Genomic DNA, 15,828 nt, shown 5'->3' with positions numbered 1-15,828 from the left:
GAGCGCTTTTACGGCAATTACATTGGTCAAATTCTTTAATTAATTTGGTCGCCGCAAATCTTCCCGAACTTGTTGAGCGGCTTTGCGATCCCCCGTAAAGAGAATGTGGTCGCCATATTCAATAATCGTATCACCATGCGGGTCAATTGGCTTCCGCTTCCGGAAAATTCGACTAACTGTAATATGGTTAATAAATGGTAAGGTGTGGAGTTCACGTCCAGTATAACGCGAATTGAGGACGGTTGCTTCGTATAAGCCCGCCTCTGTATCGGTCAACATCCGTAAAATTAATGGCGATTCAATGAGCGCCCGCAAGACACTGCTCTGCACATTATAACTATTGAAGATTTCTACCCCTTTATCACGTAAGGCTGTCACATCCTTCGGGTCAAGCCGCGGATTATTTTGACTGGCAATTACCCGTTTGACCCCGTGTTCCTTCGCAATTTGCGCTAACCGTGCTGATTTGTGATCATTTAAGAAACCAACCACCATAATATCGCAATCGAAATAGTGCCCCTCTTCAAGCGTTTCTGCTGTCAGGTTAGGTAGGTAGGTTAGGTCCTTAACCTCACTATTATACGTCTTGTAGTTATTTTCATTATCAGTTACCATCCGGACTTCATACCAGTTTTTATATAACTGCTGCGAGATAGGCACTGTTAAGGTATTGGTACCGATAAAGTTAACCTTTTGCTTAATCATATCAGCCTTTTCAAGCTTAAAGACGGAATTAAAGACAACTGGTGCAATAATACAAACAATGATCGCCGCTAAGGTAAAAGCATCCGACTGTGCGGTAGTAATGGCATGTAAATTTCGGGCAACTTGTAAGGTTGGTAAGACCAGCGTAATCGTTGTTACCACCAGGAAACTCCCGGCAAAAGAATTCCGTGGCTTAAAGCGCCGTCTGAAGATTATCATCGTCGGAAGCTTAGCAAGGATAAAACCAATAACTAAAATTGGAATTAAAGCTAGGGCCTGCCGGTTAGCAAAGAGGTTTTTCAAGTCGAGCCGGTCCCCAGTCATAATGAAGAAGAAGGGAATCAAGAAGCCATAACCAATCGAGTTTAACCGATCCTCCGTGGATTCACTTGGTTCAAGGAGTTTCATGACCATCCCTGCTAAAAAGGCCCCTAGAATATTTTCCGCCCCGACTGTTTCGGCAATCGTTACCAGGGTAAAAATAAGGAAAAAGGCCAACCGAATATCAAGTTGGGTCGTCGCCTTTGAAACCTTATTAAACCAAATAAAGGGTTGCTTAAAGCGGTGGAGCAGAAAGATTGCCGCTAGGAATAGAAAGACAATCAGCCATAAACGACCAGCATTGTTCCCATTAATCGACGCGTAAAAGGTCAACGCTAACATCGGGACAACTTCACCTAAGACAGCCGTCAGTAAGATCGTTTGCCCGACTGGCTTTTGCAAAATATCCTTTTCTTTTAAAGTTGCAATTACTACACCAAGGGCAATCGTCGAGAAAAGAATGGTCGCTAATAAAATATCATTAAATAAATGTAACTGGCTAATAATAATAGCAATTACAAATGAAGTCACAATTACCAGGCCAAATGCCTGTGATGCCATGATTACCGGTGAATTAGGGGATCGTTTCTTGCCGGGTGTCTTGCGAAAGAGGTCGAAATTAATCTCCATCCCCGACAAAAACATCAGCATAATCACCCCCATGGACGATAATAGGTTTAGCGTCCAATTAGGATTAACTACATTTAAACAACTTTTACCGAGAATAATACCGGTAAGGATTTCGGCAACGGCGGTCGGAATCGATGAGACTTTAAACCGTGCCATAATAATAGGAATAATTAGTGCTGCTAACATGACAATTAGCATCGATAATTGTTGCATATTATCTGCTCCTCTCCTAAATTTATACAGCAATATTATATACTTCTAAACATAAAATTAAAATATTCTGACTAAATCGACTTACTACTTTGTTCGCGGTACAATTGAACCAATACATAAAAGGAGAAAGTTATTTATGGGGAATAAATTAACTGCATGTACAAGTATCTTAATTGGGAAGAAAGCTAGCATTGACGGCACAATCATGATTGGCCGTAATGAAGATGCTAAGGCTGCCTGGCCGAAGCACATGGTTGTCCACCAACATGGTGAGATGCCGACTCGCTTCGTCTCTAAGGATACCCGTTTGGAACTTGACTTGCCAGCAGAAAGTGCGCGCTATACCGCAACACCGGAATGGACTGACAAGGACGGCCTATTCGAAGAGGACGGAATTAACGAATATGATGTTGCCATGAGTGCGACTGAAAGTGCCTACTCCAATGCGCTCGTTCTGGGCTATGATCCCTTAGTTGAAAACGGCCTGAACGAAGAAGCAATGATTACTGTTGTCTTACCTTATGTCAAGACTGCCCGAGAAGGAGTCCAACGGTTAGGAAATTTAATTGCTAAATATGGAACTGGCGAAACTAATGGGGTCTTATTCGCGGATAATGATGAAGCGTGGTATTTTGAAACCGGCGCTGGCCATTACTGGGTGGCCCAACGGATTCCCGATGATTGCTATGCGGTAGTTGCAAACCAATTAGCAATTCAAGAAATCGATTTTACCGATACCAATAATTTCATGTTCCACCCTGGTATTCAGGAGTTTGTTGAAAAACACCATTTAAATCCTGATCCAACGACCTTTAATTTCCGAAAGATTTTTGGGACCGCTGACCGTTCCGATGCTATTTACTCAGAGCCCCGCGTGTGGGCAGGTCACCAAATGTTTAGCCCTCTGCAGGCAGCTAATGAGACGCCAGAATCAACCGACCTGCCCTTCATCATGAAGCCAGACCACAAACTATCGATTTTTGATGCGCAACAGTATCTCAGTAACCACTTTGAAGGAACTGAATTTGATCCCCTTGGTCACGGCAAAAACGCCCATAAGTACCGGCCAATTAGTCTAGCCAAGACCCAGGAATCACATATATTACAGTTGAATCGCCCAGGAGCTAATATTCATTGGTTAGCAATGGGAGTGGCAGCTGAAAGTACCTATGTACCATTCTTTAACGGGATTACTGACACGCCCGCACCATATAAGCGTGGTAAACTCCCGGCACAACTCAACTCTGCCTACTGGATCTTTAAGCATGCGAGCGTATTAGTAGATAGTCACTTGCACGATTTCCTGCCATTATTGCGGGACGTCCAAAAAGAACGAAATACTGCGGCGATTAAGATGATTGCCGAAACTGATCGTAGGTTACCGAGCTTGAAGGGGGCTGCCCGTGATACGTTCCTTACCCGACAAAGCGATGGATACGCGACAGATACCCTAAATGCATATAAGAAGCTGAGTCTAGAATTGATTACAAAGATGACAGATTACTGTGAACTGAACTTCAATACTGATGAAAATCTCTAAATAAAAGTTAAATTACTAAGCTACTAAGGCATGATTTCGGTATTTTATCGGAATCATGTCTTTTATTATTAGTGTTTGTAAATTTACCCCATAGAAAAAGCGTCCCCCGCTTATTAGCCTTTTCGCCAATAATTGGAAGACACTTTTTTCATGTTCTCTCTATAAGAAGCCGAGAAAATACTTTTTAAAAACTATTTTACTTTTCTCTTTCTACCAAGGACTATTCCGAATAGACCAAGGAAAGCACCAACAATCACCTGCCACAAACTACGGTGTTGATTTCCTGTTTGTGGTAACTTTTGGTTTGTTTGCTGGGCAGGTTGTGCCGCGCTATTCTCTACTGGTTCAGCTGTTGCAGCATGAACAGTAACCGGTACAATCTTTTCTTCACTTGCCGGATGTGCTACGACAGGTTCTTCTTGAACATTCGCCGTCGATGCAGCTGGCACACTTGAAGCAGATTCTTCAGAAGAATTTGACACGCTCGCTGAGAAAACCGGAACTGCCGAACTAGCTGGTTCTGCCAGCTGATTAGAATCCGCTGGACCGTCCGAACTTGGTCTAGCTGACGATTCTGGAACACTCGCTGATGAAGCCGGTGTCTCCGAGCTTGGCACCTGACTCGGCTCAGCAGGAGTATTACTTGTGGCTGAACTACTTGATGTTGGTACCGTCGGCTGTGGCGTTGCCGGCGTAACTGGCTGCGTTGGTTCCTCCGGTGTAGAATGCGGTACTACCGAGTTCTTTGAGTACATGACAATGAAGTGCAGATCAGCACTGCCTTCGTTTACCAGTTGCTCGTCAATCTGCGCAACTGACGGACGATATCCAGCAACACTAGGCGAGACAACCGCCTTAAATTCCGCACCGGCTGGTTGCCAATTCTGCCATTCGGTTTTACCGGTAACTTGATCGATTTCCCCATTCCGTGTGAACTTAATTGGCGCCGCTTCATATGTCGGGGCCGCCGTTCCGCCATCGACAAACTGATACTTAACTTCTTCATTTACCGCGTGTTCATCAGTTACTTGCTTTATGCCATGGGTCAAATGAATAACAAGATCTTGATCATGACTGGCAAAAGCAGTCGGTAGCGTGTCCTGACTAACCAGCTCATAGCCTAACTGCTCATAATGTGCTGGAACACTATTGTATTCATGACCTGTCTTTACAGACAATTGTTCATCAGTAAATCCTTCTGCCAGGTAATAATGATTAATCAGCGTTAAACCAGTCACATCATCAATTACAGAATACGTAAGCCGATGTGGTTCAGTCGTATAATTAACCGTTACTTCAATTGGCTTTTGATTATGAACAGCAGCAATACTATTTACTACTAGTTGATCCGCGGTATAGTCGGAAATACTTGGTGAGGTTACCGCCGCAAATTGACTATTTACATCATTCTTAATTGTTTGATTATCATTAGCTGTAATTGATGAAACTGCCTGCCAATCACCATATGTCTTTTGCTTAGTCACTTCGTTAGTCATCACTGGACGTTCAAACGTAACACGCTGCCGCACATCCCCGGCTGCTCGTTGGCCGTGGCGTGGCCCATTAGCATAGATATAATGGATAATCCGTTCCGCAGTTGATTGCTCCGTTCCGGTTTCATGACGTGCTCGGTAGTACACTTTCACACTCTCGTTTGGTGTGGCAGCGGTTGGTTCTACCGCTCCAACAACCGGATAGGCTTTACCTGCTTCATTTTCTGCCGGACCATATCCATAGTAATCTAAATCAGGATTTGGTGAGGCAACCCAGCCATTACCAGCCATAATCCATGCCTGATCAGCATTCTTCACAGCAACTTCAACAAGATAATTGCCATTGTGGTCGCGCTTGCCATCAAGGTTGTATCCTACCAATTTTTGCTCAGGGCCAACCACAACACCATGGCGAACAAACTTGGCTTGTTGAATTACCGGATCAGTGATGCCATCAATCATGATTTGCTTTCCCGTATCACGGTCATAATAAGTAATCGTGCGAGTCGTCAATTGCTGATCAGTCCGTAATGCATTCTTCATTAGTAAATGAATAATTACGTTCTGATCTTGGTGGGTAAATAATCCCGGCAGTTTATCTTGACTAACAATGGTATAACCAAGATTCTGGTAATGCTTTACAACGGCTTGGTAGTCATCACTAGCACTTGCAGGCACCTGTTCACCGGCAAAACCGTCGACTAATGACTGGTGGTCAATTAGGGTCTTGTCAGTTGTGTCATCAATTACCGTATACGTAACTGCATTAGGTGCCGTCTTGTAAATAACGGTAACCGTCGAATCTTGATCAGCTGGATCGACCTTCACTGCCGCTACCTGGGTTTGGCTAGGCGTGTAATATTCAATTGCAGGAGATTTTACTGCTGCAAAGCTATCATTACTTGTTGTCCACTCACTATAAGAAACATCATTCGTCACCTGGTTAGTCCGCTTATCACGTTTAAACGTCACCGTTTGCTTAACACTTGGTGCTGCTTCTTTACCCTTTTGTGGGCCATTGCCATAAACATATTTAATGGTTCGGATAATCGTACTATTTTCTGGTGATACAACTACTTTTTCAGGATAGAATACTTTAACTTCTTCATCGCTAGAATCATAAGTTGGCTGGCCTACTGCTACTTGTGGATAAGCTTGCCCTTGTGTATCTTCAGCCAGGCCATAGCCGTACTTGATTAATAGTGGGTTAACCGCTGATCCCCATTTACCAGCGGTTTGTTGCCAAGCACGGTCACCATTAGCAGTAGACAATTCGAGGAGGTAATTACCATTTTGATCCTGCTTACCATCAAGATTGTAACCCAGAACCTTGCCATCAACCCCACTAGTTACCGCATTTCGTGCAAATGTAACGGTCTGCTTAACTGGGTCGACACCCTTAATTGCAATTTGCTTACCAGTGTCGCGGTCATAATAAGTAATCGTCCGGGTAACCTGACGACTTTCCTTCTTTAATTGATTCTTCTTTGCCACATAAATAGTGACGTTTTGGTCAAAATCATCATCAGAATCAAATGTCGCAGGTAATTGGTCGGCCTTAACCAGATAATATCCTTGATCAAGGTAGCCCTTAATAATTTGCTGGTAGGCAGTTGCCGTCTGAGCGGGAATTTTTTCATTACTATTACCCTTTACTAGTGGCACCTTATCTTCTAATATCTGGTTAGTATCATTATCAATTACCGTATAAGTTAATAGTTGTGGGTCAGCGACGTAATAAATGGTCGTATCAATATCGCTTGAGTTATGGTCCACTTCAACCGCTGCCACTGCCTTCACCGCAGTGCCGGCATTATCAACTGCATGATAGCCCGGAACAACTGGGACCGTTACTTGTTCAAATGTATCACTAGCCGGCGTCCAGTCTTGCCAGGTCCCGTTTTGATTAATTCGTGCAAACCCGAGCTTTTTAGTATAAGTTGGGGCCGCTTCTTTACCAGTATCCTTAAAGAGATAGTGAATAGTTTCCTTAACCTCACTATTTTCAACATTATTAACTGTGCCATTAAGAATTCCACTATTAGAAACAGTATCATCACGGTAAGTATATGGTTGTAAGTAATAACCAGCATTAGCATTATAAAGGTCTTGTCCATTATCATTGGTAACTTTTAATGACCACGAGTGTTGTGCTAGGAAGTTTTGCAAAGCACTGTTTTGAAGCATTACCCCTTCATACCAGCCGTCATTAATCATCTTGTCTTCTACTGGACTATTAATATTTTCAGGTGGCAACACGTCGGTCGGATTCTTTGGCCGCCAGTTAATTAAAGCAATTCCTTTATCTTTTCTAAAACCAGCATAATTATTAGCAACCGTGACCGTATAAGTCCGAGTTAAACCATTATTACTATCAGTACTAGTGACGTTAATATCAGGAACAGGAGTTGTCACCAGTTCTCGTGTGACATATGTGTCTTTTACCCCATTAACCGGGTCAAGGTCATAGTTGCGGTAGTTAGCAACCATACTTTTTTCAAGATCAGCCTTCACATCGGCATCACTGGCAAATTGATAATCAACGTATTCATTATCAGCTGGCTTGGTTACCGTAATTGTAAATTTATTTCCTAATTGGGTACCGTCTTTTGTTTTACTTGCTAGTGCAACCGCTTCGGCATGATCGGGGTAGCGAAGTGCTTCATCACCTTTTCCCCACTTACCAGTGTTCTGGTCATAATACCAAGTATGGGTAGCGTATTGACTAGAACTTTCTGGTATGACTGTTTGATTAAAGTTATCTTGATAATCAGCCTTAGGCATTACCTTAACCTTTAGTCCACTAGTAAAACGCTGGTTACCAATCAAAATATCATTTTGCGGGGTGTAATCAACGGGGGTAGTCGCGTTAGCCGAATAAAGATGGAAATAGCGAGTATCAATTGGCGCTTCATCAAGGTTAAAGCCGGTGATATTATGCCATGTCAAATTAAAATGCATCCGGGCAAGTGATAAATTGGCATCACCATATTGCTGCTTAATATTTTCTAACTCATCATTAAAGACAATTTGATAACTGTCATTTGAGCCCCCATTACCATCACTCGTCAATGTATTTTTATTCTGCATTGATTGCCATTTTACATTTTCAACGTTATCCACTGGGTTTTCATGCCCTGATACCGCATAGGCACGAGTGTTAGTCGACACTGGACGCATATAGCCAATCACCGCGGAATGATTTTCCCCGGTTACGGTGTTGTAATTAATGTTGATTGCCATCGGCTCACTTGCACTACCACCATAAGCCAAAGTATGCTCTTGATCATCGGCTGTTAGCTTATAGGGAATTCCCATTGAAACATTGAGGTAGTCACCCTTATTGATTGTGTGATGAGCAACGTCAATATTCATATCAAAAGATAAGTTAGTTCGCCCAATCCGATCGGTGCCATTTCCCGGCTCTGAACTAGCGCTAACATTCGTGATGGTATATGCTGATGGATCGACTGGTGCAGTAGCCTTTACTTGTTCATCAGCATTATTATTAGTTGCCGTCAAAGTCGTAATAGTCGAAGCTGCTGACTGACTTGCCGCTGAGGTTGGGACAGGCAGCTGTTGCGTTGGCACTGATTGGTTTATGTCAGTATTAGAATCAGCAGAAGCGACCTTACCATTAAGTCCCATCATTATACTGGTACCTAATAATACCGAGGCAACACCAACGCTCAACTTACGTAATGCAAAGCGCTGCGTTAAGGGCATACTCTTGGTTAACCGCTCTACTTGATTATTTTTTGAAGTCAATTTAAACTCCTCCCACATTACTGAGATGTCACTTCACTCAAAGTTGACTAATCATCTCATTAATAAATTGTGGCTAATTTGACATTAAACGTACCCTAATAGTAGGCACTTATTAATGGATAGTTGATATAAGTGGCTTATACATCAATTCAGCAATATAATAAATCAAATTAAATATAATTACAAGATGATAAATGAATTTTATATCTAAAAAAGAGAACTCACGACACCACTATCGTAAGCTCTCTTTTTAAATACAATGCATCGAGTATTGCTGTAAGTAATTAAGCAAGCATTGCATAAGTGTTAAGTCATTGCAATAAACCTTTGCTCTCAGCATTGTTATCTTATAATTACCATGTGATAAATTATATATAACTTATCTACATTTATAGAATATCAGGATTTGAATAAATATCAATATATAATTAAAACTTTTCGCCTTTTTTCAGCAATTAATGGGATTGAAGGTTCCCTTAACCTTGATAAATAAAACTTTTTAGAAAAATTATCAAAAAATTTAGATTTATTTTCTTATTCAACAAATGATAACTATTTCATGTATTGGCCAGTAAAATTTATATTAGGCTGTTTTATCAATTGATATATGTTTACTTCTATATGTGGCGCTGTTATTATTCGTTGCTCAACCTTGCTTAATTTTATTTATTAATTATTTTACTTATTGCCTTTAAATAAAAAAGAAGACCCTCGCTTTAGGATCTTCTCACGATAAACATTTATTTTTGATGGTGCTTCTCAACAGCTGCCACTAATTCATCTAATGACTGGCTCCCAAAAATAACGGGATCATCACCAATCATTGTTGCGGGAACGCTCATGATTTTCTTTTCCTTACGTAAATCAGGAAAATGCTGTAAATCAATCATTGTTGCCGTGATGCCAGGGTTTAGTGAAGCCATCCGCTGACAAGCGGCAACTACATCTGGACAAAAGTGACAAGTTAGCGATACACCAATCCGAATATTCGTAGCTGGTAATTGCTTAATTCGTTCAACCATGTCTGGGGCAATCGTCTGACCAGGACCCGCAACATTGTATACCCCCAGCACGAGTGAATTTAATTCGTGACCTGTTGGGATTCCAGCATAATGGAGTCCCGTATCATTTCCTGCCGCATCAATTAAACGTAATTGCGGTAAGTATTGAATATCTGCAGGTGCTGGCTTACTTTCGAAATGAAGATGCTTATCAAGCGCGGCAAATTCATTTACAAAACTAACCAATTGATCGCTAAGTTGGGTGCCGTTAGTTAAGACCTGTAGCTGAACATCCTTAGTTAACCGTGCAAAAATCGGCTTCAACTGTTGGTCAATTTCAGCCGGCAACCAATTACCCTCATGAGGGGCCGCAACCTCCTGCTGATCAAGATTACTAGTTTGTCCGACAGGCTGGGTAGGCTGCTTATCCGTATCAGCGTGAATTGGTACTCCTTGTCGTTCCTTTTGAAGCATTATATACCGCTCGGCTGCTGTTGCTGCTACTGCCCCGTCAGAAGCCGCTGTTACAATTTGACGAAGGTTCTTATGGATAACATCACCGGCAGCATAAATACCCTTAATATTAGTTTGACCATCTTCATCAGTCTTAATGTAACCACGATCATCTAAATCAAGGATTCCTGTTAGTGACTTAGTTGCTGGCTGGGTACCAACATAGATAAACATGCCAAAGGTTTGATCACCGTCATCGACATGATACACGGTTTCCTTACCGGTCTTGTTGTTAATGAAAGTAGCAGTAGTAAGGTAATCATCCCCGTCAACTTTCTTAACTTCCGTATTATACTCAACACTTACTTTGGGATTATCAATAGCACGCTTAGCCGTCAATACCGGACACTTGAAACGATCACCACGAACGATAACCGTTACATGCTTAGCGAAACGACTTAGGTAATCTGCTTCTTCGGCGGCCGCATATCCGCCACCAACAACAAAGACTTGTAATCCTGTAAATAATTCACCGTCACAGGTTGAACAATAAGCAATTCCCCGTCCACGAAATTCGTTTTCACCAGGGAAACCAACTTTTCTTGGATTAGCACCGGTGGCAATAATCACACTGCGCGCATGATATTCCTGCCCACTCTTACCTGTCAGCTTCTTGATCTCGCCGTCAAGGTCAAATGCTTGAATTTTATCATGCTTAATTGCGACCCCAAAATCCGTAACTTGTTTTTGCATCTGGTTCATCAGCTGAGTACCATCAATCTTTTCAACAGCTGGATAATTATATACTACGGAGGTCGTTGTTACTTGTCCGCCAACTGTATCTCCTTCGATAATGAGGGTATCAAGGGTAGCCCGACCAGCATATAAGCCGGCAGACAACCCCGCTGGACCAGCACCGACAACAATTAAATCATATAAATGTTGCTCTGCCATCTAAATCACCAGATTAAAGTTTACCAACTAAGTCAAGGCTTGGTTTAATTGAATCTTGACCAGGCTTCCAGTTAGCTGGGCATACGCGGTCACCATGTTCACGAACAAATTGGGCTGCTTGAAGAGTCCGCAAAATCTCATCAGCGCTCCGACCAATTCCCATGTTGTTAATAGTATATGATTGGATAATACCATCAGGATCAACGATAAATACACCACGGTATGCTTGACCAGCATCTTCATCAAGAACATCAAACATCCGGGCAAGCTTACCTGCTGGGTCCGCTAACATGTGGTACTTAATTTTACCAATCTTTTCAGAAGCTTCAGCCCATGCCTTATGAACAAATTCAGTATCTTCTGAAACAGAATAAATGTCAGCGTTGGCTTGCTTAAATTCTTCGTACTTATCTTGTAATGCCTCTAATTCAGTAGGACAAACAAATGAAAAATCTGCTGGGTAGAAGAAGAAAATACTCCACTTACCTAAAACATCCTTCTTTGATACTTCAGTTGTTTCACCATCTTGATAAGCATTTACCTTAAAGTCTTCAATCTCGTGTCCAACAAAATTCATATATATCCTCTCCTTAATTAGAATCATTCTTAACTACATCTACAGTATAAACCTTTCATTTAAACTTGCAAGGGTTTTATTAGAATTATTCTAAAAAGCTTTAGATCGGTTTGCCAAAAATACGCGTCTTGATTGCCTGACCAGTTGGCGTGCCCGCTAACCCGCCAATTCCGGTTTCGCGTAATTCTGTTGGCATCGAACGGCCAACACGGTCTAGTGCCATAATACATTCATCAGCCGGGATTTTGCTCACACATCCCGCTAGTGCCAAGTCTGCAGCGATTAATGCATTACCAGCACCAATTGCATTCCGTTTAACACATGGGATTTCAACAAGTCCCGCAATTGGATCACAAACTAATCCTAACAGGTTGCTTAATGCAATTGCTAACGCTTGACTACTCTGTTCAGGAGTTCCACCAGCTGCCTCAACAGCAGCCGCAGCCGCCATTGCTGAAGCCGAGCCAACTTCTTCTTGACAGCCACCAGTTGCTCCTGCGATTCCCGCGTGATTGGCAATAATTAATCCAAAACCACCGGCAGTAAACAGGAAGCGAATCATTTGTTCTTCTGTTAAATTTAACCGTTTTTCTAACATAAATAGCGTTCCCGGTAAGGTACCTGATGAACCAGCCGTAGGAGTCGCACACACTACCCCCATTGCCGCATTAACTTCATTCGTTGCGATCGCATTTTCAACGGCCGCCATCATTGCATCCCCTGCTAGTGATTTGCCGCTTTGCCGATACTTCTTTATCTTGATTGCTTCCCCACCGGTTAACCCAGTTGGCGAATAGGCTCCTTTACCACTTTCGCCATGCTTGATTGCCTGGCGCATTGTCTGTAAGTTTACCTGCATACGCTGCCATACTTTATCACGGCTTACTCCTGAATCATGACATTCCATTGCTATTATTAACTCTGACAACGGCTTTTTACGATTTTCTGCAGCACTCACTAATTCTCTTACACTCTCATACATCGTTAATTCTCCATTTTCTACAGGCATATTACATTAGGATATTTTTCTTCAAAGTACGCAATAGTTGCTGGTTGCATTTTATTTTGAATATCATAAACATAAATATCACAATTTGACGCACGCAATACCTGCCGCCTGGTAAAAGGGGCCTTATCTTCTAAATCATTATTAATCGCCAGTGCATTAGCCATTTTCTTGCTATAATCACGAAAAATTACAATTGGCAATGGTCCGGCAGGTAAAATTTCAACGCCTTCCAAGTTAATTTCACGAATTTCAACTGCGCCGCCCCCAATTGAACAACCAGCTACCCTAATCTGTTTATTATCATCTGTCATTACTAGTACCGCAGTATTAGGATGGTGAATTGGACTGTCACCATTTTCTTCAACAAAGCGTAAGTCAACTCCCTGCTTCCGGGCAATCTGCGGTGCAAGTGGCACTCGTGAGTCATGCGGTAAAAAGCCTAAAATTCCAGCTGCAATTGCATAATCAGTCCCATGTCCACGATGGGTTTGAGCAAAGGAACCATAATAATGAACAGTTACTTTGGGTGGGATTTTACCAAACAGCTTATTGGCAATTCGACCTATTTGAACCGCCCCTGCTGTATGGGAGCTTGATGGTCCAATCATAATTGGCCCGATGATATCAAAAACACTCTTATATTTATTGCTCATAATTTATCCTCGTAAAGTTTAAAATTAAAAAGGAGTAGGACAGGCTTGTCTTCAACTCCCTATTATAATTATTTTTGCTTTTTATGAAAACCAAGAAATGACCAAAAGCCATGTAATCCACCAGACTTTTTCTTATTGGTTTCCTTCTTATTCTTATGTTCTCGTGCCGCCTTTTCAGCAAGTGCCTTTTGTTTAGCAAGGACTGCTTCGCGCTTTTTCCGTTCTTTTTCTGCTTCTTTACGAGCCGCAATTGCTTTCTTTGCCCGTGCTGCACGTTGCTGAGCTGCCTCTTTAACCAATTGTGGTCGCATCTGCTCCATTGTATCAAACATCGTCGCAACTTTAATCGCCGTCTTATTTGCTAATGCTTGGTCAGTATTAGAGGCAACATCAATATTATGAGCTGCAGCAATCTCTCGTTCCCAATACTGCTGAGTCTTGATAGGAAGACCGGTAAATTCCTGACTACGCAAGAATTGTCCAGCTCGTGATAGTTGCATCTGTAATGAATGCTTATCAGTATGTTGACCATTTAACGCTTTTCGCGAGTTATAAATTGCTTGATCAACCAGATCAACCATCGCCTGCGGTTCATCATGTCCTTCTTTATGTTCTTTAAGGACATCTTCACCCATCCTAATAGCTTCATCATAAAGCCCTTTAGAGCGATCCGTACCATTAAAGTACTTATATGTCTGCCTTACTCGTGCTTGATCAGCAACATCCTTATTCAGTTGATCAAAAACTACTTTTTCATTCATTAGATTTCCACCGCCCGATTTTACTCGTCATACTAATCATAGTATAGCAGTTATTGACACCAAACGACGCGAAAAAATCGATTTTTTTGTAAGATTATTAATTTTTTAGTGTCAAAACTGATTATTTTTGCCTAATATTTAGCTTTCAGCATATAAAAGTTAGCGATAAATTAGTTAATTGGCAACCGATCTTTATCGATATACTATTTCGATATTATACCAATATTCATTCATAAAAAATAAGGACAGAGATTTTTTTCGCTTTCTCTGCCCTTAGCTTAATAACATTATTACCAACTTGCTTTGCGAACGCCAGGAATCTGACCCTTATGTGCAAGTTCACGGAATTTAATTCGTGACATTCCAAATTTACGCATATAAGCATGTGGACGACCATCATAGCGATCCCGATTGTGAAGACGAACCGCACTTGAATTACGAGGTAGTTTTGAGAGGCCAATATAATCGCCCTTGGCCTTTAATTCTTTCCGTTTTTCAGCATACTTCTTAACTAAAGCTTCTTGGTGATGTAATTTAGCAATTTTTGATTTTTTTGCCATTCAGTAGTTCTCCTTTTAATTTATAAACTTTATCGACCATTACTACTTATTAATTAAAACATCTGCGAATTCTTTTCATTATATTATTATCACTGATACTTACAAAAAATACAAGAAATATGCCTTGACTTTTATTTTTCCTTAACTATTAATTTTCTTGGCGTAATTCCGATACTCATCCGCGTAATTAAACTGCTTATTATATTTTGTTAATAGTTCATCATCATGAGTATAAGCACGACCGGTTACCATCATTTTTTGATAAAGCTCCTTGTAAGGGACATCACTCTGCGCAGCAATTTCTTTTTCTCGTTCCCGATTATACGAAACATGGCGGAAACTTGTTTCTGCTAGCCCGGTTTCATCTACTTCAAGCATCAAATAATGGGCACGTAAATCGCGCTGCAGCGGTTGCCAGTGATTAAATGGCTCCCCAACTGCTCCTGGGTTTAGTATCACGCGTTCATCGCTAGCATAACGTAAGAGGTCATGATGAACATGAGCATAAATTGCAACATCGACAGGTTCACCAGCAATGTTAAAAAGCTTGTCAAAGTTTGCAGTTTCCTGAGTTGGAAACAGGGCCTGCCCCATATTAAGCCATGGCAAATTATGGGAAACCCCAAAATTTAAAGCACCAACTCGTTTTGTGACATGTAACGGCCAGCTTGCAATCGTATTAATTACCGTGGGTGACACATGTTCAGCAACGTATTGCGCCAGCCGGGCAAAATAAATATGCGATGGACGCTCCATATCCATCATCCCGCGGGCTCCCCGAACAACAAGGTCATCCCAATTACCACGGACAACTACCGTGGGATTCATTTTTTGAAAAATATCCCAGATCGCTTCAACACTTGGACCAGGCATTAATAAATCACCAATAAACCAGTATTCTTCCGCGTGCTGCTTAATACTATCTTGATACATTGCTTGAAGTGCGCTTAGATTACCATGTATATCTGAAAATACCGCAATTCTCTTTCTCACGGGCAAGATCCCCCTTCCTATTCCCTTAATAATATAGCAGAGTTTTGCTAAGAAGTGCTAAACTATTTTATGACTTTATTTCTTGGTACAGCCTCTAGTAGTTTTTTAATTACCGGCTGAAACTTGAATTAATACTTCTATGCAGTGACAGTAGCGTCTCATTTTATTTAAAGTAAGAACTAATTTTCCCATTATTG

The 15,828-nt window shown here is 41.5% G+C and carries 10 protein-coding genes; 1 reads left to right on the top strand and 9 read right to left on the bottom strand.

From position 1 onward, the window contains the following. Nucleotides 1–39: 39 nt before the first annotated feature. On the bottom strand, nt 40–1,869 hold the full coding sequence (locus H5S39_RS10465; protein WP_182595428.1) for a cation:proton antiporter domain-containing protein: 1,830 nt from the start codon (nt 1,867–1,869) through the stop codon (nt 40–42). Nucleotides 1,870–2,005: 136 nt separating this feature from the next. Here H5S39_RS10465 and H5S39_RS10460 point away from each other — a divergent pair, with 136 nt between their 5' ends. Continuing rightward, nucleotides 2,006–3,409, top strand: coding sequence for a C69 family dipeptidase (locus H5S39_RS10460; protein WP_182595429.1), 1,404 nt, complete (start codon nt 2,006–2,008; stop codon nt 3,407–3,409). Between the two features lie 191 nt (nt 3,410–3,600). Here the strand turns inward: H5S39_RS10460 and H5S39_RS10455 are convergent, their stop codons facing one another. The 8 genes from H5S39_RS10455 to H5S39_RS10420 all read right to left on the bottom strand — a co-directional run bounded on the left by H5S39_RS10455 (nt 3,601) and on the right by H5S39_RS10420 (nt 15,631). Next, on the bottom strand, nt 3,601–8,670 hold the full coding sequence (locus H5S39_RS10455) for a mucin-binding protein (RefSeq protein ID WP_182595430.1): 5,070 nt from the start codon (nt 8,668–8,670) through the stop codon (nt 3,601–3,603). Nucleotides 8,671–9,410: 740 nt separating this feature from the next. After that, the gene (locus H5S39_RS10450; RefSeq protein ID WP_182595431.1) at nt 9,411–11,078 is read right to left on the bottom strand and encodes an FAD-dependent oxidoreductase; all 1,668 of its coding nucleotides are present in this window, start codon (nt 11,076–11,078) and stop codon (nt 9,411–9,413) included. Between the two features lie 13 nt (nt 11,079–11,091). After that, nucleotides 11,092–11,655 (bottom strand): alkyl hydroperoxide reductase subunit C, encoded by a 564-nt coding sequence (gene ahpC / locus H5S39_RS10445; RefSeq protein WP_182595432.1) that lies wholly within the window; start codon nt 11,653–11,655, stop codon nt 11,092–11,094. A 100-nt stretch (nt 11,656–11,755) separates the two neighbouring features. Continuing rightward, nucleotides 11,756–12,637: an L-serine ammonia-lyase, iron-sulfur-dependent, subunit alpha gene (gene sdaAA / locus H5S39_RS10440; RefSeq protein ID WP_182595433.1), complete on the bottom strand. Its 882-nt coding sequence runs from the start codon at nt 12,635–12,637 to the stop codon at nt 11,756–11,758. 17 nt (nt 12,638–12,654) lie between these two features. Further along, nucleotides 12,655–13,317, bottom strand: a complete 663-nt coding sequence (gene sdaAB, locus H5S39_RS10435; RefSeq protein ID WP_182595434.1) for an L-serine ammonia-lyase, iron-sulfur-dependent subunit beta — start codon at nt 13,315–13,317, stop codon at nt 12,655–12,657. Between the two features lie 68 nt (nt 13,318–13,385). Next, complete coding sequence (locus H5S39_RS10430; RefSeq protein ID WP_182595435.1) at nt 13,386–14,078, bottom strand: hypothetical protein; 693 nt, start codon at nt 14,076–14,078, stop codon at nt 13,386–13,388. Nucleotides 14,079–14,368: 290 nt separating this feature from the next. Beyond that, the gene (gene rpsN / locus H5S39_RS10425) at nt 14,369–14,638 is read right to left on the bottom strand and encodes a 30S ribosomal protein S14 (RefSeq protein ID WP_003667006.1); all 270 of its coding nucleotides are present in this window, start codon (nt 14,636–14,638) and stop codon (nt 14,369–14,371) included. 141 nt (nt 14,639–14,779) lie between these two features. Then, entirely contained in the window at nt 14,780–15,631 is an 852-nt protein-coding gene (locus tag H5S39_RS10420; protein WP_182595436.1) for a metallophosphoesterase family protein, read from the bottom strand. Nucleotides 15,632–15,828 lie beyond the last annotated feature (197 nt).

Source organism: Limosilactobacillus rudii (assembly GCF_014145455.1).
GTDB lineage: Bacteria > Bacillota > Bacilli > Lactobacillales > Lactobacillaceae > Limosilactobacillus > Limosilactobacillus rudii.
The sequence above is the reverse complement of the archived record's forward strand: the minus strand, read 5'-3'. Positions and strand labels throughout refer to the sequence as shown.

Excerpts from the sequence above, each read along its gene's own strand:
- H5S39_RS10465 (WP_182595428.1), bottom strand. The coding sequence starts at position 1,869 with ATGCAACAATTATCGATGCTAATTGTCATGTTAGCAGCACTAATTATT.
- H5S39_RS10460 (WP_182595429.1), top strand. The coding sequence starts at position 2,006 with ATGGGGAATAAATTAACTGCATGTACAAGTATCTTAATTGGGAAGAAA.
- H5S39_RS10450 (WP_182595431.1), bottom strand. The coding sequence starts at position 11,078 with ATGGCAGAGCAACATTTATATGATTTAATTGTTGTCGGTGCTGGTCCA.
- ahpC (WP_182595432.1), bottom strand. The coding sequence starts at position 11,655 with ATGAATTTTGTTGGACACGAGATTGAAGACTTTAAGGTAAATGCTTAT.
- sdaAA (WP_182595433.1), bottom strand. The coding sequence starts at position 12,637 with ATGTATGAGAGTGTAAGAGAATTAGTGAGTGCTGCAGAAAATCGTAAA.
- sdaAB (WP_182595434.1), bottom strand. The coding sequence starts at position 13,317 with ATGAGCAATAAATATAAGAGTGTTTTTGATATCATCGGGCCAATTATG.
- H5S39_RS10430 (WP_182595435.1), bottom strand. The coding sequence starts at position 14,078 with ATGAATGAAAAAGTAGTTTTTGATCAACTGAATAAGGATGTTGCTGAT.
- rpsN (WP_003667006.1), bottom strand. The coding sequence starts at position 14,638 with ATGGCAAAAAAATCAAAAATTGCTAAATTACATCACCAAGAAGCTTTA.